Genomic DNA, 23,213 nt, shown 5'->3' on the forward strand with positions numbered 1-23,213 from the left:
TTTAAACGATTGGAGAATACGGAATGTCTTCCTTGCTACGCGTCACCCTGATCACCCTGGCGCTGTTGACCACTGCTGGCTGCACCAGCAAACCGGTCCTCAACACCCAGCACGACCTGCCGGCGAACACCCAGGTCAGCGAAGAAAAAATGAAGACGGTTATCGTCAACGCCCTGCAAAAACGCGAGTGGAACGTGCAACGCCTGAGCCCGCAACTGGTGCAGGCCGAGATCACCGTGCGTAACCAGTACTACGCCGCCATCGACATCCGTTACACCCGCAACAGTTACGCCATCACCTACCGCGACAGCCGCGAGCTGGGCTACAAGGACGGCAAGATTCATCGCAACTACAACCGCTGGGTGAACAACTTGGACAGCGACATCATGGCGGGCTTGCGCAGCAATGGTGTGAGTAGTGAGGCAGGGTCGGCGGCGCAGTTGTTTGAGCAAACCGGGACCACCAAGTAAAACCGAGGCTCCGTGGGGAGCGGGCGGTGCGAGGCAGCCCAATAAAGACGCGGGTATTTTTCTGTTAGAACTCAACGTCTGGTTTTGGGGCTGCTGCGCGGCCCAGCGCGGGACAAGCCCGCTCACCACAAGCGTCTCGTTTTCTCAGGTTATGTTTTAGATACCTATCGGGAGCGAGCCTCCTCCCGCACTTGAACCGAGCACGCCCGGCAACGCTTGGCCGTCAAGGGAACAAGCTCCCTCACCACATTTTCGATGAAGCATTGCAACTCAGTGGGTGGCCTTAAGCGTCAACAACTCCACAAACGCCTTCGCCATCGGCGCCTGCGCGCCCTTGCGCTGTACCAGCCATACCGAGGTCACCGCCTCCGGGTCCAGTAAGGTGCGATACACCACTCCATCAATGCGGATGCGCTGGTAAGACGCCGGCAGCACCGACACGCCCAACCCCGCCGCCACCAGGCCGATGATGGTCATCGCCTCGCCCGCTTCCTGGGCGAAGTGCGGGCTGAAGCCAGCGTCGCGGCACAGGCTGAGCAGTTGGGCATACAGGCCGCTCCCATAGCTGCGTGGGAAAAACACAAACGGCTCGTCAGCCAACTGTGCCAGGTGCAAGCCACGCTCACTGCCTTCCACCAACGGGTGACCGGCACTCAAGACAGCAACCAGGGGTTCGCGCATCAGCTCGATCACATTCAACGAATCCGGCAATGGCAAGGGACGCATCAACCCCACCTGAATCGACTCATCCACCAGCGACTCGGCCACTTCGGTGCTGCTCATTTCCTGCAGGTTCAAGTGCACCGCCGGGAAGGCCTGGCGAAACGCGAAGATCGCTTGGGGAATGCTCGCGTTGAAGGGCGCTGACGAGGTGAAGCCTATCTTCAACTCCCCCAGCTCACCCAACTGTGCCCGCCGCGCGACGTCCGCCGCCTTGTCCACCTGGGCCAGCACCAACCGCGCTTCGTGCAGGAACAAGCGCCCCGCCTCGCTCAGCTCAACCCGACGATTGGTACGCTCAAATAACCGCGCGCCCACCTCCTGCTCCAGCGCCTGAATCTGCTGGCTCAGGGGCGGTTGCGAGATGCCCAGCACCTGCGCGGCCCGGCCAAAGTGCAGCTCTTCGGCAACAGCGATGAAGTACCGCAGATGACGCAATTCCATGCAAACCCCATTAGGTCGTTAAAGCTATCAAACAGGTCGAACAATATATTGGAAAGAATCATTAGCCAGCTATATTCTTTTTTGCATTGCCAGCCCTGACAGGCTTTTGCTCCCCGAGGTCCCCGTGAAATCTGCTGTCGCTCCACTCGCTCAAGACGTCCCGCCCACCGCCCTCGATGAGGTAGTGGCTCAGCTCAATGACGCGTTCATCGAGAAAGGCACGCCGATGTTCATGCGCACGGTGCTGGCGTTGTTCTCCGGCGGTTTTGCCACGTTTGCCCTGCTGTATTGCGTGCAACCGATGATGCCGGCACTGTCCCACGAGTTTTCCATCAATGCCGCGCAAAGCAGCCTGATTCTCTCGGTGTCCACGGCGATGCTTGCGCTGGGTTTGCTGATCACCGGACCGATTTCCGACACCCTGGGGCGTAAGCCGGTGATGGTCGCCGCGCTGTTCTGCGCGGCGCTGGCCACGATTGCCAGCGGCCTGATGCCGTCCTGGGAAGGGATCCTGCTGATGCGTGCGCTGGTGGGCCTGTCACTCAGCGGCGTGGCCGCCGTCGCAATGACCTACCTGAGCGAAGAGATCCACCCCCAGCACATCGGTTTGGCCATGGGCCTGTACATCGGTGGCAATGCCATTGGCGGCATGAGCGGACGCCTGATCATCGGCGTGTTGATCGACTTCGTCAGCTGGCACACCGCAATGCTGATCATCGGTGCCCTGGCGCTGATCGCGGCCACGGTGTTCTGGAAAATCCTCCCGGAATCGCGCAACTTCCGCGCCAGCAGCCTCAAGCCACGCAGCCTGATGGACGGTTTTGTCATGCACTTCAAGGACGCGGGCCTGCCGTGGCTGTTTCTTGAAGCCTTCCTGCTGATGGGCGCGTTCGTGACGATGTTCAACTACATCGGCTATCGCCTGCTGGCCGACCCGTACGACCTGAGCCAGGCCGTGGTCGGCCTGCTGTCGTTGGTCTACCTCTCGGGCATCTACAGCTCGGCGAAAATCGGCTCCCTCGCCGACCGCCTCGGCCGCCGCCGTGTGCTGTGGGCCACCATCGTACTGATGCTCGCCGGCATGCTGCTGACCCTGTTCTCGCCGTTGTGGCTGGTGGTGCCGGGCATGCTGATCTTCACCTTCGGGTTCTTCGGCGCACACTCGGTGGCCAGCAGCTGGATCGGTCGCCGAGCAGTCAAGGCCAAGGGGCAGGCGTCGTCGTTGTACCTGTTCTGCTACTACGCTGGCTCAAGCGTCGCCGGCACCACGGGTGGATTCTTCTGGCACCTCGCCGGATGGAACGGCATTGGTGCATTCATCGTGGCACTGTTGATCGGCGCGTTGCTGGTCGCGTTGAAGTTGGCGAAGTTGCCGCCGCTGGCCTCGGCCTGAAAAGCACCACACTTAAGAAGCAACACTCCCACATAACAAAAAGATTTAAACGCACTATGGCCAAGCGATAAAAAATCCGCCTAGCCATGCACAGTTCATTCAGGTTGTTAGCGACAACATCACCCTCTTAATTGGAAGAGGGTGATGAAGTAAAGCAGGGGAACTACACGTGATATTGCGCGGACAACTCATGCACCGCTTGCAGGAAAGCGCCAGCGTGTTCCGGGTTCACTTCCGGCGTAATGCCATGACCCAGGTTAAACACGTGCCCGGGACCCTTGCCATAGCTGGCCAGGATGCGGCCGACTTCGGCGCGGATCGCTTCCGGCTTGGCGTACAGCACGGTCGGGTCCATGTTGCCTTGCAGCGCGACGCGGTTGCCCACGCGCTGGCGGGCTTCACCGATGTCGCACGTCCAGTCCAGGCCTAACGCATCAGCGCCGGCGTCGGCGATGCTTTCCAGCCACAGGCCACCGCCCTTGGTGAACATGATGACCGGCACTTTGCGGCCCTCGTGCTCACGGATCAGGCCGCTGACGATCTTGCGCATGTAGGCCAGGGAGAATTCCTGGTACGCCGCCGCCGACAGGTTGCCGCCCCAGGTATCGAAAATCTGTACCGCTTGCGCACCGGCCATGATCTGGCCGTTGAGGTAGGACGTGACCGACTGAGCCAGCTTGTCCAGCAGCAGGTGCATGGCTTGAGGGTTGTCGTAGAGCATCGCCTTAGTCTTGCGGAAGTCTTTCGACGAGCCGCCTTCGACCATGTAGGTGGCCAGGGTCCAAGGGCTGCCCGAGAAGCCGATCAGTGGCACACGGCCGTTCAGCTCGCGGCGGATGGTGCTGACGGCGTCCATCACGTAGCCGAGGTCTTTGTGCGGATCAGGGATCGGCAACGCTTCGATATCGGCCAGGGTGCTAACGACTTTCTTGAAACGCGGGCCTTCGCCGGTCTCGAAGTACAGGCCTTGGCCCATTGCATCAGGGATGGTGAGGATGTCGGAAAAGAGGATGGCCGCGTCCAGTTGAGGGTAGCGGTCCAGCGGCTGCAGGGTGACTTCGCAGGCGAACTCCGGGTTCATGCACAGGCTCATGAAATCGCCGGCGTGGGCGCGACTGGCGCGGTATTCCGGCAGGTAGCGACCGGCTTGACGCATCATCCACACAGGGGTGACGTCCACGGGTTGCTTGAGCAGGGCACGAAGAAAACGGTCGTTCTTGAGGGCAGTCATGTCGGCATCCGCAAAAAAAGTGCGGGCATTTTCTCAGAGCGCGACGCAAAAGGCACGGCAAGAGCGGTGCCTTTTGTCTATCGGGTCAATTTGTCGCGGACATGGAAGCGCTGCAAAACCAATGTGGGAGGGGGCTTGCCCCCGATAGCGGTGTGTCAGTCTCAGTATCTGTCACTGAACCAGCGCTATCGGGGGCAAGCCCCCTCCCACATTTTTGACCGCATTTCAGCCTGAAATGGGTTAGACGTTCAGGTAGTCCAGGATCCCTTCGGCGGCATTGCGGCCTTCGAAGATCGCGGTCACCACCAGGTCAGACCCGCGCACCATGTCGCCACCGGCAAAGATTTTCGGGTTGCTGGTCTGGTGCTTGTACTGGCCTTGTTCCGGGGCTACCACACGGCCCTGGCTGTCGGTCTGGATCTCGAACTGCTCGAACCACGGCGCCGGGCTTGGGCGGAAACCGAAGGCGATAACCACGGCATCGGCCGGAATGATCTCTTCGGAGCCCGGGATCGGCTCGGGGCTGCGACGGCCACGGGCGTCCGGTTCGCCGAGACGGGTCTCGACCACCTTCACACCTTCGACACGGTCTTCACCGACGATCGCAATCGGCTGACGGTTATAGAGGAATTTCACGCCCTCTTCCTTGGCGTTCTTCACCTCTTTGCGCGACCCCGGCATGTTGGCTTCGTCACGGCGATACGCACAGGTCACCGACTTGGCGCCCTGACGAATCGAGGTACGGTTGCAGTCCATCGCGGTGTCGCCACCGCCGAGTACCACGACCTTCTTGCCTTTCATGTCGACGAAATCTTCCGGCGACTTTTCAAAGCCCAGGTTGCGGTTGACGTTTGCGATCAGGAAGTCGAGCGCGTCATACACGCCAGGCAGATCCTCACCGGCAAAGCCGCCCTTCATGTAGGTGTAAGTACCCATGCCCATGAACACGGCATCGTATTCGGCGAGCAGTTGCTCCATGGTGATGTCTTTGCCGATTTCGGTATTGAGGCGGAACTCGATACCCATGCCGGTGAACACTTCACGACGGTGGCTCAGTACGGTTTTTTCCAGCTTGAACTCGGGGATACCGAAGGTCAGCAGGCCACCGATTTCCGGGTTCTTGTCGAACACCACCGGGGTCACGCCGCCACGCACCAGCACGTCGGCACAGCCAAGGCCCGCCGGGCCCGCACCGATGATCGCCACGCGCTTGCCGGTCGGCTTGACCTTGGACATGTCCGGGCGCCAGCCCATGGCGAACGCGGTGTCGGTGATGTACTTCTCCACCGAACCGATGGTCACCGCGCCGAAGCCGTCGTTCAGGGTGCAGGCACCCTCACACAGACGGTCCTGCGGGCACACCCGGCCGCAGACTTCCGGCAGGGTGTTGGTCTGGTGCGACAGCTCGGCGGCGGCGAGGATGTTGCCCTCGGCCACCAATTTCAGCCAGTTGGGAATGAAGTTGTGCACCGGGCACTTCCATTCGCAATACGGGTTACCGCACCCCAGGCAGCGATGGGCCTGATCGGCCGAGTGCTGGGGTTTGAAGGGCTCGTAGATTTCCACGAACTCTTTCTTGCGTTGACGCAACAGTTTCTTCTTCGGATCTTTGCGCCCGACATCGATGAACTGGAAGTCGTTATTCAGACGTTCAGCCATGTTAAAACCTCATCAAACTCTTCAGGCGCATATCACTGCGGGTTGGCACGGATGCTGGAAAGCAACGATTTCAGGTTGGCAGCCTTGGGCTTGACCAGCCAGAAACGACGCAGGTAATCATCGAGGTTTTCGGCGAGGTTACGACCCCATTCGCTGCCGGTCTCCTCGACGTACTCGTCCAGCACGTGCTGCAAGTGGTTCCGGTAGGATTCCATGGCTTCGCCGCTGATCCGCTGGATCTCGACCAACTCGTGGTTGACCTTGTCGACGAAGGTGTTGTCCTGGTCGAGCACGTAGGCGAAACCGCCAGTCATGCCCGAACCGAAGTTGTAACCGGTCTTGCCCAGTACCGCGACAAAGCCCCCGGTCATGTACTCGCAGCAGTGATCGCCAGTGCCTTCCACCACGGTGTGGGCACCGGAGTTACGCACGGCGAAACGCTCACCGGCGGTACCCGCGGCGAACAGCTTGCCACCGGTAGCGCCGTACAGGCAGGTGTTACCGATGATGGCACTCTCCTGGCTCTTGTAGACGCTGCCTTTAGGCGGAACGATCACCAGCTTGCCGCCGGTCATGCCCTTGCCCACGTAGTCGTTGGCGTCGCCTTCCAGATACATGTGCAGGCCGCCGGCGTTCCACACGCCAAAGCTCTGGCCAGCGGTACCCTTGAAGCGGAAGGTGATTGGCGCTTTCGCCATCCCTTGGTTGCCATGCTTGCGCGCGATTTCACCGGAGATGCGTGCGCCGATGGAACGGTCGCAGTTGCAGATATCCAGGGCGAATTCGCCACCACTGGCGTCATTGATCGAGGAACCGGCCATTTCGACCATCTTCTCGGCCAACAGGCCTTTGTCGAACGGCGGGTTGCGATCCACCTGGCAAAATTGTGGCTTGTCTGCCGGGATGTGATCGCTCCCCAACAACGGCGTCAGGTCCAGGTGCTGTTGCTTGGCGGTCTGGCCTTCGAGGATGTCCAGCAGATCGGTGCGACCGATCAGCTCTTCCAGCGAACGCACGCCCAGCTTGGCCAGCCACTCACGGGTTTCTTCGGCGACGTAGGTGAAGAAGTTCACCACCATGTCGACGGTGCCGATGTAGTGATCCTTGCGCAGCTTCTCGTTCTGAGTGGCGACGCCGGTGGCGCAGTTGTTCAGGTGGCAGATGCGCAGGTATTTGCAGCCCAGGGCGATCATCGGCGCGGTGCCGAAACCGAAACTCTCGGCGCCGAGGATCGCGGCCTTGATCACGTCGAGGCCGGTTTTCAGGCCGCCGTCAGTCTGCACACGGACCTTGCCGCGCAGGTCGTTGCCGCGCAGGGTCTGGTGAGTTTCGGCCAGGCCGAGTTCCCAAGGTGCGCCGGCGTACTTGATGGAGGTCAGCGGGGATGCACCGGTACCGCCGTCGTAGCCGGAGATGGTGATCAGGTCGGCATAGGCCTTGGCCACACCGGCGGCAATGGTGCCCACGCCCGCTTCCGCTACCAGTTTCACCGAGACCAGCGCCTGCGGATTGACTTGTTTCAGGTCGAAAATCAGCTGCGACAAGTCTTCAATCGAGTAGATGTCGTGGTGCGGCGGTGGCGAAATCAGGGTCACACCAGGCACTGCATAACGCAGCTTGGCGATCAGACCGTTGACCTTGCCGCCTGGCAGCTGGCCGCCTTCACCGGGCTTGGCGCCCTGGGCAACCTTGATCTGCAGCACTTCGGCATTAACCAGGTATTCCGGGGTCACGCCGAAACGGCCAGTGGCAACCTGCTTGATTTTCGAGCTCTTGATGGTGCCGTAGCGCGCCGGGTCTTCACCGCCTTCACCGGAGTTGGAACGCGCGCCCAGGCGGTTCATGGCTTCGGCCAGTGCTTCGTGAGCCTCAGGCGACAGAGCGCCGAGGGAAATACCGGCGGAGTCGAAGCGCTTGAGGATCGATTCCAGCGGCTCAACTTCGCTGATGTTCATCGGCGTGTCCAAGGTCTTCACCTTGAACAGGTCGCGGATCATGGACACCGGGCGGTTATCCACCAGCGAGGTGTATTCCTTGAACTTGGCGTAGTCGCCCTGCTGCACGGCGGCTTGCAGAGTGCTCACCACGTCCGGGTTGTACGCGTGGTATTCGCCACCGTGCACGAACTTGAGCAGGCCGCCTTGCTGGATCGGCTTGCGCGCGCTCCAGGCTTCGGCGGCCAGGGCTTTCTGTTCGGCTTCGATGTCGACGAAACGCGCGCCTTTGATACGGCTCGGCACACCACGGAAGCTCAGGTCGCAGACTTCTTCGGACAGGCCGATGGCTTCGAACAATTGAGCACCGCGATAAGACGTGACGGTGGAGATGCCCATCTTGGACAGGATCTTCAACAGGCCTTTGGTGATGCCTTTACGGTAGTTCTTGAACACCTCATAGAGGTCGCCCAGCACTTCACCGGTACGGATCAGGTCGCCCAGCACTTCGTACGCGAGGAACGGGTACACCGCCGAGGCGCCGAAGCCGATCAACACCGCGAAATGATGCGGGTCGCGGGCGGTGGCGGTTTCGACAAGGATGTTGGAGTCGCAGCGCAGGCCTTTTTCGGTCAGGCGGTGGTGCACCGCGCCGGTGGCGAGCGAAGCGTGGATCGGCAGCTTGCCTGGGGCAATATGGCGGTCGGTCAGCACGATCTGGGTACGACCGGCGCGCACAGCTTCTTCGGCCTGGTCGGCGACGTTGCGCACAGCGGCTTCAAGGCCGAGGCTCTCGTCGTAGTTCAGGTCGATGATCTGGCGGTCGAAACCTGGACGCTCCAGGGTCATCAACGAACGCCACTTGGCCGGGGAAATAACCGGCGAGCTGAGGATCACGCGGGAAGCATGCTCAGGCGATTCCTGGAAGATGTTGCGCTCGGCACCGAGGCACACTTCCAGGGACATCACGATGGCTTCGCGCAGCGGGTCGATCGGTGGGTTGGTCACCTGGGCGAACTGCTGGCGGAAATAGTCGTACGGCGTGCGCACGCGCTGGGACAGTACAGCCATCGGCGTGTCATCGCCCATGGAGCCGACGGCCTCGTAGCCTTGCTCGCCGAGCGGACGCAGCACTTGGTCGCGCTCCTCGAACGTGACCTGGTACATCTTCATGTACTGCTTGAGCTGGTCAACGTCATAGAAAGCCGAGCCGTGGTCGTTGTCTTCCATGGTCGCCTGGATGCGCAGGGCGTTCTTGCGCAGCCATTGCTTGTACGGGTGACGGGACTTCAAGCGGTTGTCGATGGCGTCGGTGTCGAGGATCTGCCCGGTTTCGGTGTCCACGGCCAGGATCTGGCCAGGGCCAACGCGACCTTTGGCGATGACGTCTTCAGGCTTGTAGTTCCACACGCCGATTTCCGACGCGAGGGTGATGAAACCGTTGGTGGTGGTGACCCAGCGCGCCGGGCGCAGACCGTTACGGTCGAGCAGGCACACCGCATAGCGGCCGTCGGTCATGACCACGCCAGCCGGGCCGTCCCACGGCTCCATGTGCATCGAGTTGTACTCGTAGAATGCACGCAGGTCCGGGTCCATGGTCTCGACGTTCTGCCACGCAGGCGGAATGATCATGCGCACGCCGCGGAACAGGTCGATGCCACCGGTGACCATCAGTTCGAGCATGTTGTCCATGCTGGAGGAGTCGGAACCGACGCGGTTAACCAGCGGGCCGAGCTCTTCCAGGTCCATCAGATCGTTGGCGAACTTGGTGCGACGGGCCACGGCCCAGTTGCGGTTGCCGGTGATGGTGTTGATCTCGCCGTTATGGGCGAGGAAGCGGAATGGCTGGGCCAGCGGCCATTTCGGCAGGGTGTTGGTGGAGAAGCGCTGGTGGAACACGCAGATCGCGGTTTGCAGGCGCTCATCGCTCAGGTCTGGATAGAAGGCGGTCAAGTCCGCCGGCATCATCAGGCCTTTATAGATGATGGTCTTGTGGGAAAAGCTGCAGATGTAGTGGTCGGCATCGGCGGCGTTGGCCACGGACGAGCGACGACGGGACGTGAACAGCTTGATTGCCATGTCCTGGTCGCTCAGGCCGTCACCGGCGATGAACACTTGTTCGATCTGCGGCAGGCGCTCCAGGGCCAGGCGGCCGAGCACGCTGGTGTCGATTGGCACTTTGCGCCAGCCGACCAGTTGCAGGCCGGCAGCGACGATCTCGCGGTTCATGTTCTCGCGAGCGGCTTCGGCTTTGACCGGGTCCTGGTTGAAAAACACCATGCCCACGGCGTACTGCTTGGGCAGGTCGACAGCGAAATGCTCTTTGGCGACCGCGCGCAGAAATTGGTCGGGCTTTTGAATCAGCAAGCCACAACCGTCACCGGTCTTGCCGTCGGCGTTGATCCCACCGCGGTGGGTCATGCAGGTCAGGGCCTCGATGGCCGTTTGCAAAAGGGTATGACTGGGCTCGCCCTGCATATGGGCTATCAGGCCGAAACCGCAGTTATCCTTGAATTCATCGGGTTGGTACAGACCTGCTTTCATAGACACTTTCTCACCAGGCTGCCTCTTATACCGAGGCAAATTTCTTTTCAATTCAACCGGTTACCTTCCACGCCGAACGTACGCCGGCTTAGCGGGGGCAAAAGGGAGGTCATTGTACACACCGACACAGACGCTCACAAATTTAGCGACGAAATGTCGCAAATCTATGTCGCATTTATGAAAGGTTTAAAGCGATATGCTGTGCTAGTCAAAACTTTTTTAATTCTGACCGCTACGACTCAAAAGCTACTGTGACGCAGACACCACAAAGCGCGCGGCTTCTGGGAAGCTGCACGCACTTGAGGATTTTTTTGAGGTGCCGGGAGGGCGGCTTGGGTAAAGCCGCCGGATCTTCAGCGAGTTGCTGCCAGTTCTTGTTGAACGCTGGCAACAGTGCGAGGCCAAGGTTTACCAGCCTGAACCTTCGCTGGCAAGGATTTGATCGCAGAATCAGCTGCTGCACGGCTGGAGAAGTTGCCGTAGGTGATCACGTAAAGAGGCTTGCCGTTGAGCACTTTCTTGAAATAACGGTACTCGCCGCCTTGCTCTTTCACGAAGGCCTGAGCGTTGGCTTCGGAGCTGGTGCCGAGGATCTGCACCACGAAGTTACCGGTCGGCTGGCTGGCGTACCAGCTGCTGCCGGCGGCGCCTGCTTTGGCGACAGTGGCAGGTTTTTCCGCAGGCTTGGTCACCGGCGCGGGTTTGGCTGCTGGAGCAGGCGCTACGGGCTTGGTGACAGGTGCAGGCTTGGCAGTCGCGATAGTTGGCGCTGGCGTGGGCACTGCGGCTGGCTTGGCGGCCGGCTGACCCGCTGGCACGCCCGCAGGTGGCGCGGTGGTAGTCACGGTCGGCGGTGTAGCGCTGGAGCCCTCTACGGGCACGCCGTCGTCGCCTTCGGAGATGCCACCGGCTTCTTCGGCGAGTGGGCCGCGCATCACAGGCTGACCAACCATTGGCAGGTTGGTCGGTTGGCCGGAATTGGCGAACTCGACATTCGGCGTGGGTTTACCCAGTGGCAACTGCGCCTGTTCGGTTGGCGCGCTGGCGGTGGTCGGCGCCTTGTTGCGACCCGGGATCAACCAGGCGGCGGCAACAGCGACCACGACAACGGCAGAAATCGCCAGTACGTGCTTCTTAGGCATAGTGAACCCCATCTTTGGACGCTTGACCGCAGAGCGGCTGGCAATCATGGCTTCGATCATTGCATCGCGGGCAACCTGGTTGATGGTGCCAGGCCAGCCGTCGGAGCTTTCGTGAATATCAGAGATCTGATTTGCCGTGAAAAGTTCGATACCGGCCCCGGCGCCTTCGAGGCGTTGAGCCAGGTATTCACGGGTTTCTTCCTCTTCGTACGGCTGCAGTTCGATGACGTGGAACAGCTCCTGATCACCGCTGATCTGCTCCAGATCGGCGATCAGCGACGACTCACCGAACAGGAACACATGGGGACGACCTTCCGGCGTACCCGCCGCCAGCGCCAACAGCGCTTCCAGTGCGGATTCGTCGAGCTGCTCGGCGTCATCCACCAGCAGGTAGACTTCCTGGCCGGTCAGGCCAAGTTGCACGATTTGTTTGAGAATCGCGCTCGGCTCAGCAGTGGATACGTCCAGGGCCTGGGCAACCTGGCGCAGCACGCCGGCCGCATCACCGGCACCACGGGCAGACACCACCACGCTCTGTACCGATTGTTTGTTGGTGCTGGCAACCAGGGCCTGGCGCAGCAAAGTCTTGCCGCTGCCCAACGGACCGGTCACGACCAGCAGTAGCTGGCTGTAGCGCGCCAAGTGGTGCAACTGCCCGAGCACCGGCTTGCGCTGGGCCGGGAAAAATTTGAAACCAGGCACCCGTGGAGCAAAAGGGTCGTGGCTTAACTGGTAATGGCCGAGGAACGCCTCGTCGGCATGCAAACTAGTCATCGGGATCTTATTAACCTTTAAGCTGGGCCAGGGCGCGGTAATCCGCTCCCAGCGTGGCCTGTAAAATCTCTTTCGGATAATCGTCGGTCACTAACGCTTCGCCCATGCGGCGCAGCAGCACCAGTCGTAGTCGACCGTCGATCACTTTCTTATCTATCGCCATGTGTTCGAGAAAGTCGGCCTCGGTCATCTCCTCAGGCGGAATGACCGGCAAACCGGCGCGCTGGAACAGGCGGATACCGCGATCACGCTCCTGGGCGCTGATCCAACCCAGGCGTTGCGACATCTCAAGTGCCATCACCGTGCCAGCCGCTACAGCCTCCCCGTGCAACCACACACCATAGCCCATGTGCGTTTCGATCGCATGGCCGAAGGTGTGGCCGAGGTTCAAAGTGGCCCGTACACCGGACTCCCGTTCGTCGGCATTCACCACCAGCGCCTTCGCGGCACAGGAACGGGAAATCGCTTCGGTGAGCGCCACCTGGTCGAGGCCGCGCAAGGCGTCCACGTGTTCTTCCAGCCAGGTCAGGAACGGCTCGTCGCAAATCAGCCCGTACTTGATGACTTCCGCCAGGCCCGCCGACAGCTCGCGTGGTGGCAGGGTGTTGAGGGTCGCGGTATCGATCAGCACGGCTTGGGGCTGATAAAACGCGCCGACCATGTTCTTGCCAAGCGGATGGTTGATACCTGTCTTGCCGCCCACCGACGAATCGACCTGGGACAGCAGGGTGGTCGGCACCTGAATAAAGTCCACGCCACGCTGGTAGCAGGCCGCCGCAAAACCGGCCATGTCGCCGATCACACCGCCGCCCAAGGCAATCACGGTGGTGCGACGGTCATGGCGCGCGGTCAGCAGGCCATCAAAGATCAGTTGCAGGGTTTCCCAGTTCTTGTGGGCTTCGCCGTCGGGCAAAACCACGGAAATCACTGAGTACGCCGCCAGGCTGCGGCTCAGACGCTCAAGATACAGCGGCGCGACCGTTTCGTTGGAGATGATCGCCACTTGCCGCCCGGCAATATGCGGTGCGAGCAACTCGGGCTGGTCCAACAGACCTTCGCCAATATGGATCGGGTAGCTGCGCTCGCCTAGATCGACCTTAAGTGTCTGCATGTGTCCCCGCGTTGAAGATGTGTTGACGACCGGCAACGTCGAGACCCGACGTCGCCTGATGGCTCTACGCCACACCCTGCAGGGTGATAGCGCGCCGCCGAGAATAGCGCATTTCGGGCCTGGCTTTAACGGGGTGGCAGCCGTTGCAGGCGCTCAAGAATGTCGAGGACCACCATGCGAGGCGGCCGCTCATCGGTTTCCACCACCAGATCGGCGATTTCCCGATACAGCGGATCGCGCAGCGTGAGTAGGTCCCGCAAGGTTTTCTCCGGGTTGGCTGTGCGCAGCAACGGGCGATTACGATCACGGGCGGTGCGGCCCACCTGCTGCTCGACCGACGCATGCAGATAGACCACCCGACCACCGGCATGCAGCGCCCGACGATTTTCATCGCGCATCACCGCGCCACCGCCGGTGGCCAATACCACGCCGTCGCAGCCGCACAGCTCAGCGATCATCGCCTGCTCGCGGTCACGAAAGCCCAGCTCGCCTTCTTTATCGAAGATCCATGGGATATTGGCACCCGTGCGCAATTCAATTTCCTTGTCGGAATCTTTGAATGGCAGGCGCAGCTCTTTGGCCAGCAAACGGCCGATGGTGCTTTTTCCAGCCCCCATCGGTCCTACAAGAATCAAATTTCGCACAGAATCAACGACTCACAGCAATCGCCTGGTTATTCATAATACGCGGAGTCAGGAATACCAGCAGCTCGGATTTTTTATCCGCCACCACATCGCGCCGGAAAAGGCGGCCAAGATACGGCACATCGCCCAAAAATGGCACTTTATCTACCACTTTGCTTTGGGTATTGGAGAAAACACCGCCAATGACGATCGTCTCTCCATCCTTGACCAACACCTTGGCGTTGACCTCGTTTTTCTTGATCGGCGGTACGTCGTTGAGTTTATTGAGGTAGTCGGGCTCATCCTTGGTGACTTTGACCACCATGATCACATGGTCATCGGGGGTGATTTGCGGGGTAACCTCCAATGAAAGGGAGGCCTCCTTGAACGACACCGACGTCGCACCTTGGGAGGTGGATTCCTGGTAGGGAATTTCCGTGCCCTTCAGAATGCGCGCGGTTTCCTTGTCGGAGGTGACCACCTTGGGCTGTGAGACGATTTCTCCATTGCCGGTTTTCTCCATGGCGGTCAGTTCCAGGTCGAGCAGCAGGTTGTCGGTGATATACGCAATGCCCAGGCCGGAGGTACCAGTAAGCGAACCCAGATCTACGAACGGCGAGCTGGGTGCATTTTCAGGAGTTTGGGCACCGTCCGACTGAGGCTTCTGAATACCTCCGGCGGCCCAATTCCCTCGATTGAGGCGACCTCCCCAGCGCGCACCCAGGCTTTTGTCGTAGTCGACGTTGGCCTCGACAATCCGCGCCTCGATCATCACCTGGCGCACCGGGATATCCAACTGCGCCACGATCCGGCGCAGCTCTTCCAAACGCTCGCCGGTCTGGTAGGCAATGATGTTGTTGGTGCGGTCATCTACGGCCACCGAACCGCGCTCATCCGTCGTTCCTTCAAAGCCGTTCACCGACTGGAACAGCTTGGCCAGGTCCGCCGCCTTAGCGTAGTTGACCTGCAATAATTCACGCCGCAGGGGCGCCAGGTCGGCCATCTGCTTGCGCGATTCCAGCGTGAGCAATTCACGAGCGGCCAACTCCTCGGCGGGCGCCACCAGTAGCACTCCGGCCTTTATCCGTTTATCCAAACCTTTAGTTTGCAGCACAAGATCCAGCGCTTGATCCCAGGGCACATGCTTGAGGCGTAGGGTGATGGAGCCCTGCACATCGTCGCTGACCACCAAGTTGAGGCCGGCCACATCGGCGATTTGCTGCAATACGGCGCGCAGACCAATGTCCTGGAAGTTGAGGCTCAGCTTTTCACCTGTATAGGCGCCCGACACCGCATTCCCGGGAGGCGGTAGCTGGATAAGATCCACACGATTGGGTACAGCAACAGCCATCGGTGCCGTGAACGCTATCCATAGCGCCACACCGAAGGACGAGAAAGTCCTTTTCATTGTTTGATTCCGTTATGAGTGGAGGTTTAATACGAGGGTTCGCGGGCGCTCCAGCCATGCGCCCTGTTCATCGGGAAACAACTCGACCAGCTCGATATGGCCGTCATGAATCGCTGTGATTCGACCATGATCCGGCCCGAGGTAATCGCCGACCGCCAGGCGATGCAACGTAGAGGCCTGGCGCAGCAGGACGAAAGTCTGCGCCCCGCGGGACAACGTGCCGACCATGTCGAACTGATCCACAGAGAGACCTTCCAAGGCTCCACGCGAACGAGCCAGGTCTGGGGCAACAGCCGCCCGTCCACGCGAGTGATCGACGTGCAAGGCAAGGAGCTGGAACGGATCACGTAGACCGGAGGCGTCGTAGACAAAGGGTTGTTCTTGCAGGGCTGGCGCGCCCCGTTTAACGCCTTTCTGGCTACGCCAATAGCTCTTGGCCAGCAGATCAAGCCGCAGTAGCTTGCCATCACTTCGGAGAGCAACGTCATGCACCGTAGCGATGCGCGAGAGGCCACCCAGGGCACTCACAAACGTCGCCAGGTCGTGATAGGCGCCGGTGACGCCGACCTGGACAGGCTGTTCGTTATAGAGTGGCCGAGACAGCTCATCCAACGGCGTGACGCTCTCTATCACCAACCTATTAGCCAGTGCTAACCGAGCGATGTCCTCCAGCAAGCCGGGCATCTCGGACTCACCAGGCAATTGCTGAAGAAGGCCGCTGACCTTTTCCTGCATCAGTTGGAACTGGCGAGCCTGGTCTTCAAGATCCGCGGCCACGTCAGTTTTTTCCGCGCGTTGCTGCTGCAGGGCAACACCTTGAACCTCGACCTGTCGCAATCGCTCCCGTGATGAGCTCAGGTATAGAAGGTCACCCACCACCAGCACTATGCCGGCCAGCGCACAGCCCAGCAGGACTTTGCCAGGTAAGGGCCATTTTGCAGCGTTGTGAGTCAGCGCGGAAAATTCGAGCCTGGGCAGGCTCATGGCTGGGCCTCGGAGGATTCTCCCTGGCGTACCATCAACTGGAATTCGTTGGTGCCGCGAGCGCCGTCGGCTCGCACATGTTGCAGGCGCGTAGAGTGTGCACCTTCGGAGGCTTCCAGGCGGCGCATCAACTGGGCAATGTCCTGGCTGGATTCAGCGCTGCCACTGATACTCACCGTATCGCCTTTGGCGACGACCTCATGCAAATGCACGCCATCAGGGACCGCACGGGCCAACTGATCGAGCAGTTGTGCGCCGGCGGAGCGATTATCGTGCAAGTCTTGTACGACCTTCATGCGTTCCGCCAGTTGCTGGCTTTGCACCTGAAGGTCATCAATGGTCTTGATACGCGAGTCCAGCACGGCGACGTCCTTGCTCGCATGATTATTGCGCGTCACCTGCCGGTCGATCGCCTGGTCGATCACCTGATCCGCCAGCCACACCGCCGCAAGCGCCACGCAGGCAAACGCCGCCAGCAGCATCAGGAAATATTTACGCCGCCGTTCCGCCAGCGCCTGGCGCCAAGGCAAAAAATTGATTCGTGTCATCCAGCGAAACTCCTCAGGGCCAACCCGCAAGCGACTCCCATCCCAGGGGCATCGACGACCCACTGTGTACCATCAACTCGATGGCCAAGTGTGAAGCTGGCGAAATCCTGACTGCAAGCGTGCGCCAATGCAAACTCTTCGATGTCCACGACACTGGTCGCCAACCCAGCCAGCGCCAAAACGGCTTCACGGGCCTCGACGTGCTCCTTGAGACAGGCTGCCAGCAATACCTCGACCCGCGCTGCCCCCTGCACCGAAATGCCCTGAACCTGAAAATCCAGTGCCACTTCATCCAGCGGATAAGGAATGTATTGATCTGCTTCCATCTGAATCCTCCAGGCCATTTCGTCATCACTCAGCCCTGCAGGCATTTCAATTACCCGAGTAATCACCGAAGGCCCCGCAACGGCAGCAGCCGCCCGCTTGGCCGACGTGCCAAGCCGAGACAGCGCGATGTAAAGCGCCTGCCCAATACCTTCCAGGTCCAGCAGGGTGCCATCGACTACCGAATGGGCAGACAGCGCCTGTGTGGCGTACCTTTGCACGGTGTAACCGCTGGCTGAACGACTGATTTCAACCAGCTTGATCCCCGCTTCATTGATGTCGACGCCCAGGACGGTGTCGTCTTTTCGCCTGAAAAATCCCTTTTCCATAAAACTCCCCAAAACTTTCCCTGTCATAACGCCTGATTGCGGCTGGGCGCCACGCATTCGGTCGGTATGTTGAAGTGGCGCGAATGACGCCCCAACCCGAAAAATGCTTTAATGCCCAGCGTTTTTTCCCGCTTTTTCTCTGCTGCCCGGGTCGATCCATCGTTTGCCATGCATGCCCCGACGCCTAACTCATTCTTTTCTCTGGAAATCCAAAAGCCTTGATTCGTCTGCTGAAGTTTTTCGGGTACTCCATTGTCGCGATCGTCTGCGGGCTACTGCTCGTACTCAGCGGGGCCTACCTCTACCTTAGTCCGGGTTTACCCTCCGTAGAGGCACTCAGAAGTATCCAGTTGCAGATTCCTTTGCGGGTCTACAGCAGCGATGAAAAACTGATCGCGGAGTTCGGCGAAATGCGCCGCACACCGATCCGTTTTGCCGACATTCCGCCCAATTTCATCAGCGCCCTGCTGTCAGCCGAAGATGATAATTTTGCCAACCACTATGGCGTCGACCCCAGCAGCCTGGTTCGCGCCGCCACACAATTGGTAAAAAGCGGACACATTCAATCCGGCGGCAGCACCATCACCATGCAGGTGGCGAAGAACTTCTTCCTCACAAGCGAACGCAGCTTTTCGCGTAAAGCCACCGAGATCCTGCTGGCATTGCAGATCGAGCGTCAGCTGACCAAGGACGAGATCCTTGAGCTTTACGTTAACAAGATCTACTTGGGCAACCGCGCCTACGGCATCGAAGCCGCGTCCCAGGTGTACTACGGCAAGTCCATTCGCGACGCCAGCCTGGCGCAGATGGCGATGATTGCCGGCCTTCCAAAGGCGCCTTCGCGCTTCAACCCACTGGCCAACCCGGCGCGCAGTAAAGAGCGCCGCGACTGGATCCTTGGGCGCATGTACAAACTGGGCAAGATCGACCAAGCCGCTTATGAAAGCGCGATAGCCGAACCACTGAACGCCAGCTATCACGTACCGACGCCGGAAGTGAACGCACCTTATATCGCTGAAATGGCACGTGCGGAGATGGTCGGCCGTTATGGCAGCGAGGCCTACACTGAAGGCTTCCGCGTGACGACGACGGTTCCGAGCAACTTGCAGGACATCGCCAATGACGCAGTGCATTCCGGCCTGATCACTTACGACCAGCGCCACGGCTACCGAGGCCCTGAATCGCGCTTGCCGGGCAAAACCCTGAGCGCCTGGACGACCGAGCTGGGTAAACAGCGCGCGATCAGCGGGCTGGAGCCGGCCATCGTCACCCAGGTGAAGAAAGATGGCCTGCAGGTACTGACACGCACCGGCGAAGCCCACGTAGCCTGGGACAGCATGAAGTGGGCACGCCCGTTCCTGAACACCAACAGCATGGGCCCGATGCCCAAGCAGCCGTCAGACGTCGCGCAAGTGGGCGACCTGATCCGCGTGCTACGTCAGAAAGACGACAGTCTTAAATTCAGCCAAGTACCGCTGGCCCAAGGTGCGCTGGTCTCGTTGGACCCGCAGAACGGTGCAATCCGCGCCCTGGTGGGTGGCTTCGCCTTTGAGCAGAGCAACTACAACCGTGCCACCCAGGCCAAGCGCCAGCCGGGCTCAAGCTTCAAGCCGTTTATCTATAGTGCCGCACTGGATAACGGCTACACCGCCGCCAGTCTGGTCAACGATGCACCGATCGTGTTTGTCGACGAGTACCTGGACAAGGTCTGGCGCCCGAAAAACGACACCAACACGTTCCTTGGCCCTATCCGTATCCGCGAGGCGTTGTACAAGTCGCGCAACCTGGTGTCGATCCGCTTGCTGCAGGCGATGGGCGTCGGCAAGACCATCGATTACATGACGCGTTTTGGCTTCAGCAAGTCAGACCTGCCTCCTAACCTGTCCCTGGCGCTCGGCACCGCAACCCTCACGCCGATGGAAATCGCCACCGGCTGGAGCACGTTTGCCAACGGCGGCTACAAAATCGCGCCGTACCTGATCGACAAGATCGAAAGCCGCAATGGCGACACCCTGTTCACCGCCAACCCACCGCGCGTGCCGGGTGATGTGGTCAACGGCGTGGCGGCCACTGACGGGTTGGCAGCGCCGAGCAACGGCGGTATTACCATCGAGCCGACACCAGGCGCCTCGCCAGCCGTAAACACCGCTGCAACCGAACCACAGGCACCTGCCGTGGCCGAGCGCATCGTGGATGGCCGCACGACGTATATCCTCAACAGCATCCTCGAAGACGTGATCAAGAAAGGCACCGGACGCCGCGCACTGGCCTTGGGCCGTGCGGACATCGCGGGCAAGACCGGTACCACCAACGAATCCAAGGACGCCTGGTTCTCCGGCTATAACGCCGACTACGTGACTACCGTGTGGACCGGCTATGACCAGCCCGAAAGCCTCGGTCGTCGAGAGTTCGGTGGCACCGTCGCACTGCCGATCTGGATGAGCTACATGGGCGCAGCCTTGAAAGACAAGCCGCTGCATACCCAGCCGGAGCCGGAAGGCATCCTTAGCCTGCGGATCGACCCGGTGAGTGGCCGTGCGGCATCGCCAAGCACGCCGAATGCGTACTTCGAACTGTTCAAGAGCGAAGACACGCCGCCGTCGGTCAATGAACTGGGTAACGGCGTTGCACCGGGCAGCCCGCTGCCGGCAGATGAGGCGGCGCCGATCGACTTGTTCTAACGGAGTCTGTGTTTGAACACAGATCCAATGTGGGAGGGGGCTTGCCCCCGATACCAGTGGAGCAGCCAACTCATCAAGTGGCTGACACTCCGCCATCGGGAGCAAGCCCCCTCCCGCCTTTGGTTCTGCGCAGGCCGTGGTTTTTATAGCCACACAGCAAAAAGCCCCGACTCGCGAGAGCCGGGGCTTTTTGTTGGTGCGCTACAACGGCTTAGCCGTTGAACACATCATCCACGCTTTGCAGCGGGTAGTTTTTCGGATACGGCAGGGTGGCCACGCCGGTCTCGATGGCGGCTTTGGCCACGGCATCGGAGATCAGGGTGATCAGGCGCTTATCCATTGGTTTCGGAATGATGTACTCACGACCGAATTCCAGCTTGGCACCACCGTAGGCATCGCACACGTCCTGAGGCACCGGCAGCTTGGCCAGTTCACGCAGGGCATTGGCGGCAGCTACTTTCATCTCTTCGTTGATGCGCTTGGCGCGAACGTCCAGGGCACCACGGAAGATGAACGGGAAGCCCAGAACGTTGTTGACCTGGTTCGGGTAGTCCGAACGACCGGTGGCCATGATCACGTCGTTACGAGTGGCGTGAGCCAGTTCCGGCGAGATCTCTGGGTCCGGGTTGGAGCAGGCGAATACGATCGGGTTGGCCGCCATGGACTTCAGACCTTCGGCGCTCAGCAGGTTCGGGCCGGACAGGCCGACGAACACGTCTGCACCGTCAAGGGCGTCAGCCAGGGTGCGCTTGGAGGACGGGTGGGCAAACATCGCCTTGTACTGGTTCAGATCGGTACGCTCGGACTGGATCACGCCCTTGCTGTCGACCATGTAGATGTTTTCGAGCTTGGCGCCCATGCTCACGATCAGCTTCATGCAGGAGATAGCCGCAGCACCGGCGCCCAGGCAGACGATTTTGGCGTCAGACAGGGTTTTACCAGCGATTTCCAGGGCGTTGATCATGCCGGCCGCGGTAACGATCGCGGTACCGTGCTGGTCATCGTGGAATACCGGAATGTCGCACTGTTCGATCAGGGCCTTTTCGATCTCGAAGCACTCAGGTGCCTTGATGTCTTCCAGGTTGATGCCACCGAAGGTGATGGAGATACGCTTGACGGTGTCGATGAAGGCCTGCGGGCTCTCGGAATCGACTTCGATGTCGAAAACGTCGATGCCGGCGAAGCGCTTGAACAGCACGCCTTTACCTTCCATGACTGGCTTGGAAGCCAATGGGCCGAGGTTGCCCAGGCCAAGAATCGCGGTGCCATCGGAAATCACTGCAACCAGGTTGCCCTTGCCTGTGTACTTGTACGCCAGCTCGGGATCACGAGCGATTTCACGTACGGGCTCAGCCACGCCGGGGCTGTAGGCCAACGACAGATCGCGGGCAGTGGCAGTGGCTTTGGTGAGCTCTACACTCAGCTTTCCTGGACGAGGATGGGCATGATATTCGAGAGCGGCAGTTTTCAAATCAGACATATCGGCATTCCGCTTTTACTGTTGGTCGACGGACCGCCGAGGATACTCGTGTCGTAAAGCCCCTACAAGACTGGGCAGTCACAGGTGTCAAGGCCCCGAAACGACGTACTTTAGTCTAAAGCCACGGTATACAAGGGCTAGACTGTTCACAATCGACATAAAAAATGTCTACAATTTTTTATTAAAACGTCAATTTGATCATGCTGGAGTCGGTCAGCGGCAACAGCCAACGCGCATGATCGTGTTTCAGGCCGCCGCGCTTGGAGCGATCCTGCACCCAACCCCGAGCCTCGACTACCTTGCCTTGCAGACCATTAAGCAGACCGACATCGAATGTGTGGGCCAGATCGGGTGCAATGCGTAATACCAGTGAACGCTCCAATTCTATCCAGATGCCACCTCGATTGCGTTCGATCTTGCTTACGCGGCCGCTGACCAAGGCAAAGCCGGCTTGCTTGAGCTGCGCCACGGGCTGTATTGGCGATTGCCGCCAGAGGCCCAGACTCGCCTGACGGGCGCGGTTTTCAGCGGCTTGCTGGCAGGCGACGAGATCCACATTGGGCGCGACGCCCACCTGGAATCCAAGGCCCTCAGCCAGCAATTGCGCCTCCAGGTTCTCGCCATTGCCACCGTAAAGGTGGGCCAGGGTACGACCGTAATGATCTTTAGGCTCGCGCCCCGGCACCAGGCCGACGCGACCGCCGCTGGCCGCCACCAACGCCTGCAAACGCTGGCGAGCAGCGACAGAATAGGGCTCATCGGTTCGGCCCTTTTTGCCGGTCTCCGGCGCATTAAGGCCGATCATCCGCACGCTGCGGCCATCCTTGAGACGTACGGTATCGCCATCAACCACACGCTGCACCTCGACCTGGGACACAGACGTCGGTGCAGGGCAAAACACCTCGGCCTGAACAGCCGACAGCCAAATCCCAGGCACAAAAAAGGCGCCCGCAAGGGACGCCTTTTTCAACAGCTGGCAAAAGCCCATAAGGCCTTTGAGCCTTACTCTGCTGGAGTAGCAGGCTTCTTGCCGAAAGCACCAAAGCGATCTGCGAAGCGCTGTACGCGGCCGCCGGTGTCCAGAGTCTTCTGCTTACCGGTGTAGAACGGGTGGCACTCGTTGCATACGTCAGTACCCAGTGGCTTGCACAGGTTCGAGCGAGTTTCGAACTTGTTGCCGCAGCTGCAGGTTACTTCGATGGTTTCGTACGCTGGATGGATATCGGCTTTCATGGCACTTCCTCGGGCTAGCGTGCCGCCACTCGACACTATTGTCGAATACCGCACGTAATTAGGCCGCGGATTCTACCAGACCTTTTTAAACGCGCAAGCGGCCCTTGCGGCCGATTCCCAACATAAAAGCTCCTTTCATCAGAAAACCATGGCATACCCAAGCCTTGCCCTGTCTGCTAGG

Annotated in this window: 16 protein-coding genes and 1 pseudogene; 3 read left to right on the forward strand and 14 right to left on the reverse strand. The window is 60.0% G+C overall.

Going from position 1 to position 23,213, the window contains the following annotated elements; translation table 11 throughout:
- Positions 1-23 precede the first annotated feature (23 nt).
- Entirely contained in the window at positions 24-470 is a 447-nt protein-coding gene (locus tag ACKZ62_RS26490) for a hypothetical protein (RefSeq protein ID WP_122682119.1), read from the forward strand.
- A 270-nt stretch (positions 471-740) separates the two neighbouring features.
- Here ACKZ62_RS26490 and ACKZ62_RS26495 read toward each other — a convergent pair whose 3' ends face one another.
- Complete coding sequence (locus tag ACKZ62_RS26495; protein WP_447096048.1) at positions 741-1,634, reverse strand: LysR family transcriptional regulator; 894 nt, start codon at positions 1,632-1,634, stop codon at positions 741-743.
- A gap of 184 nt (positions 1,635-1,818) precedes the next feature.
- Between ACKZ62_RS26495 and ACKZ62_RS26500 the strand changes: the two genes are divergently transcribed.
- A complete protein-coding gene (locus ACKZ62_RS26500) occupies positions 1,819-3,027 on the forward strand; it encodes an MFS transporter (protein ID WP_032890295.1) in 1,209 nt (402 codons plus the stop codon).
- Between the two features lie 163 nt (positions 3,028-3,190).
- Here ACKZ62_RS26500 and hemE read toward each other — a convergent pair whose 3' ends face one another.
- The 10 genes and pseudogenes from hemE to pilM form a co-directional block, all read right to left on the reverse strand.
- A complete protein-coding gene (gene hemE / locus ACKZ62_RS26505) occupies positions 3,191-4,258 on the reverse strand; it encodes a uroporphyrinogen decarboxylase (protein WP_122756629.1) in 1,068 nt (355 codons plus the stop codon).
- Positions 4,259-4,498: 240 nt separating this feature from the next.
- Positions 4,499-5,917 (reverse strand): glutamate synthase small subunit GltD family protein, encoded by a 1,419-nt coding sequence (locus ACKZ62_RS26510; protein ID WP_099602017.1) that lies wholly within the window; start codon positions 5,915-5,917, stop codon positions 4,499-4,501.
- A 32-nt stretch (positions 5,918-5,949) separates the two neighbouring features.
- On the reverse strand, positions 5,950-10,395 hold the full coding sequence (gene gltB, locus ACKZ62_RS26515) for a glutamate synthase large subunit (protein WP_122753833.1): 4,446 nt from the start codon (positions 10,393-10,395) through the stop codon (positions 5,950-5,952).
- A gap of 353 nt (positions 10,396-10,748) precedes the next feature.
- Complete coding sequence (locus tag ACKZ62_RS26520; protein ID WP_095186123.1) at positions 10,749-12,311, reverse strand: SPOR domain-containing protein; 1,563 nt, start codon at positions 12,309-12,311, stop codon at positions 10,749-10,751.
- Between the two features lie 10 nt (positions 12,312-12,321).
- Positions 12,322-13,422 carry a 3-dehydroquinate synthase gene (gene aroB / locus ACKZ62_RS26525; protein ID WP_447096049.1) on the reverse strand — a complete coding sequence of 367 codons (1,101 nt, stop codon included), beginning with the start codon at positions 13,420-13,422 and terminating at the stop codon, positions 12,322-12,324.
- A 125-nt stretch (positions 13,423-13,547) separates the two neighbouring features.
- Positions 13,548-14,066 carry a shikimate kinase AroK gene (gene aroK / locus ACKZ62_RS26530; protein WP_010213757.1) on the reverse strand — a complete coding sequence of 173 codons (519 nt, stop codon included), beginning with the start codon at positions 14,064-14,066 and terminating at the stop codon, positions 13,548-13,550.
- A 4-nt stretch (positions 14,067-14,070) separates the two neighbouring features.
- Positions 14,071-15,327: pseudogene (locus ACKZ62_RS26535) on the reverse strand (type IV pilus secretin PilQ); the annotation flags it as partial.
- Positions 15,328-15,465: 138 nt separating this feature from the next.
- Positions 15,466-16,437, reverse strand: a complete 972-nt coding sequence (locus tag ACKZ62_RS26540; protein ID WP_447096050.1) for a pilus assembly protein PilP — start codon at positions 16,435-16,437, stop codon at positions 15,466-15,468.
- Positions 16,434-16,985 (reverse strand): PilN domain-containing protein, encoded by a 552-nt coding sequence (locus ACKZ62_RS26545; protein ID WP_095186126.1) that lies wholly within the window; start codon positions 16,983-16,985, stop codon positions 16,434-16,436. The genes ACKZ62_RS26540 and ACKZ62_RS26545 overlap by 4 nt, the downstream gene beginning before the upstream one ends.
- Positions 16,982-17,638 carry a type IV pilus assembly protein PilM gene (gene pilM, locus ACKZ62_RS26550; protein WP_447096051.1) on the reverse strand — a complete coding sequence of 219 codons (657 nt, stop codon included), beginning with the start codon at positions 17,636-17,638 and terminating at the stop codon, positions 16,982-16,984. Before pilM ends, ACKZ62_RS26545 begins: the two co-directional genes overlap by 4 nt.
- A gap of 221 nt (positions 17,639-17,859) precedes the next feature.
- Here pilM and ACKZ62_RS26555 point away from each other — a divergent pair, with 221 nt between their 5' ends.
- Entirely contained in the window at positions 17,860-20,319 is a 2,460-nt protein-coding gene (locus tag ACKZ62_RS26555) for a penicillin-binding protein 1A (protein ID WP_371854028.1), read from the forward strand.
- A gap of 211 nt (positions 20,320-20,530) precedes the next feature.
- On the opposite strand, the gene ACKZ62_RS26560 is transcribed toward ACKZ62_RS26555, so the two are convergent.
- The 3 genes from ACKZ62_RS26560 to rpmE form a co-directional block, all read right to left on the reverse strand.
- The gene (locus ACKZ62_RS26560) at positions 20,531-21,799 is read right to left on the reverse strand and encodes a malic enzyme-like NAD(P)-binding protein (RefSeq protein ID WP_032890259.1); all 1,269 of its coding nucleotides are present in this window, start codon (positions 21,797-21,799) and stop codon (positions 20,531-20,533) included.
- Positions 21,800-21,980: 181 nt separating this feature from the next.
- Complete coding sequence (locus ACKZ62_RS26565; protein WP_447096052.1) at positions 21,981-22,787, reverse strand: thermonuclease family protein; 807 nt, start codon at positions 22,785-22,787, stop codon at positions 21,981-21,983.
- Between the two features lie 14 nt (positions 22,788-22,801).
- Positions 22,802-23,032 carry a 50S ribosomal protein L31 gene (gene rpmE / locus ACKZ62_RS26570; protein WP_049710411.1) on the reverse strand — a complete coding sequence of 77 codons (231 nt, stop codon included), beginning with the start codon at positions 23,030-23,032 and terminating at the stop codon, positions 22,802-22,804.
- Between the last annotated feature and the right edge of the window lie 181 nt (positions 23,033-23,213).

It is taken from the genome of Pseudomonas sivasensis, assembly GCF_052938085.1.

What these genes read in the sequence shown, in the direction of transcription:
- ACKZ62_RS26490 (WP_122682119.1), top strand. Translation starts at nt 24, where the DNA reads ATGTCTTCCTTGCTACGCGTCACCCTGATCACCCTGGCGCTGTTGACC.
- ACKZ62_RS26495 (WP_447096048.1), bottom strand. Translation starts at nt 1,634, where the DNA reads ATGGAATTGCGTCATCTGCGGTACTTCATCGCTGTTGCCGAAGAGCTG.
- hemE (WP_122756629.1), bottom strand. Translation starts at nt 4,258, where the DNA reads ATGACTGCCCTCAAGAACGACCGTTTTCTTCGTGCCCTGCTCAAGCAA.
- ACKZ62_RS26510 (WP_099602017.1), bottom strand. Translation starts at nt 5,917, where the DNA reads ATGGCTGAACGTCTGAATAACGACTTCCAGTTCATCGATGTCGGGCGC.
- gltB (WP_122753833.1), bottom strand. Translation starts at nt 10,395, where the DNA reads ATGAAAGCAGGTCTGTACCAACCCGATGAATTCAAGGATAACTGCGGT.
- ACKZ62_RS26520 (WP_095186123.1), bottom strand. Translation starts at nt 12,311, where the DNA reads ATGACTAGTTTGCATGCCGACGAGGCGTTCCTCGGCCATTACCAGTTA.
- aroB (WP_447096049.1), bottom strand. Translation starts at nt 13,422, where the DNA reads ATGCAGACACTTAAGGTCGATCTAGGCGAGCGCAGCTACCCGATCCAT.
- ACKZ62_RS26540 (WP_447096050.1), bottom strand. Translation starts at nt 16,437, where the DNA reads ATGAGCCTGCCCAGGCTCGAATTTTCCGCGCTGACTCACAACGCTGCA.
- ACKZ62_RS26545 (WP_095186126.1), bottom strand. Translation starts at nt 16,985, where the DNA reads ATGACACGAATCAATTTTTTGCCTTGGCGCCAGGCGCTGGCGGAACGG.
- pilM (WP_447096051.1), bottom strand. Translation starts at nt 17,638, where the DNA reads ATGGAAAAGGGATTTTTCAGGCGAAAAGACGACACCGTCCTGGGCGTC.
- ACKZ62_RS26560 (WP_032890259.1), bottom strand. Translation starts at nt 21,799, where the DNA reads ATGTCTGATTTGAAAACTGCCGCTCTCGAATATCATGCCCATCCTCGT.
- ACKZ62_RS26565 (WP_447096052.1), bottom strand. Translation starts at nt 22,787, where the DNA reads ATGGGCTTTTGCCAGCTGTTGAAAAAGGCGTCCCTTGCGGGCGCCTTT.
- rpmE (WP_049710411.1), bottom strand. Translation starts at nt 23,032, where the DNA reads ATGAAAGCCGATATCCATCCAGCGTACGAAACCATCGAAGTAACCTGC.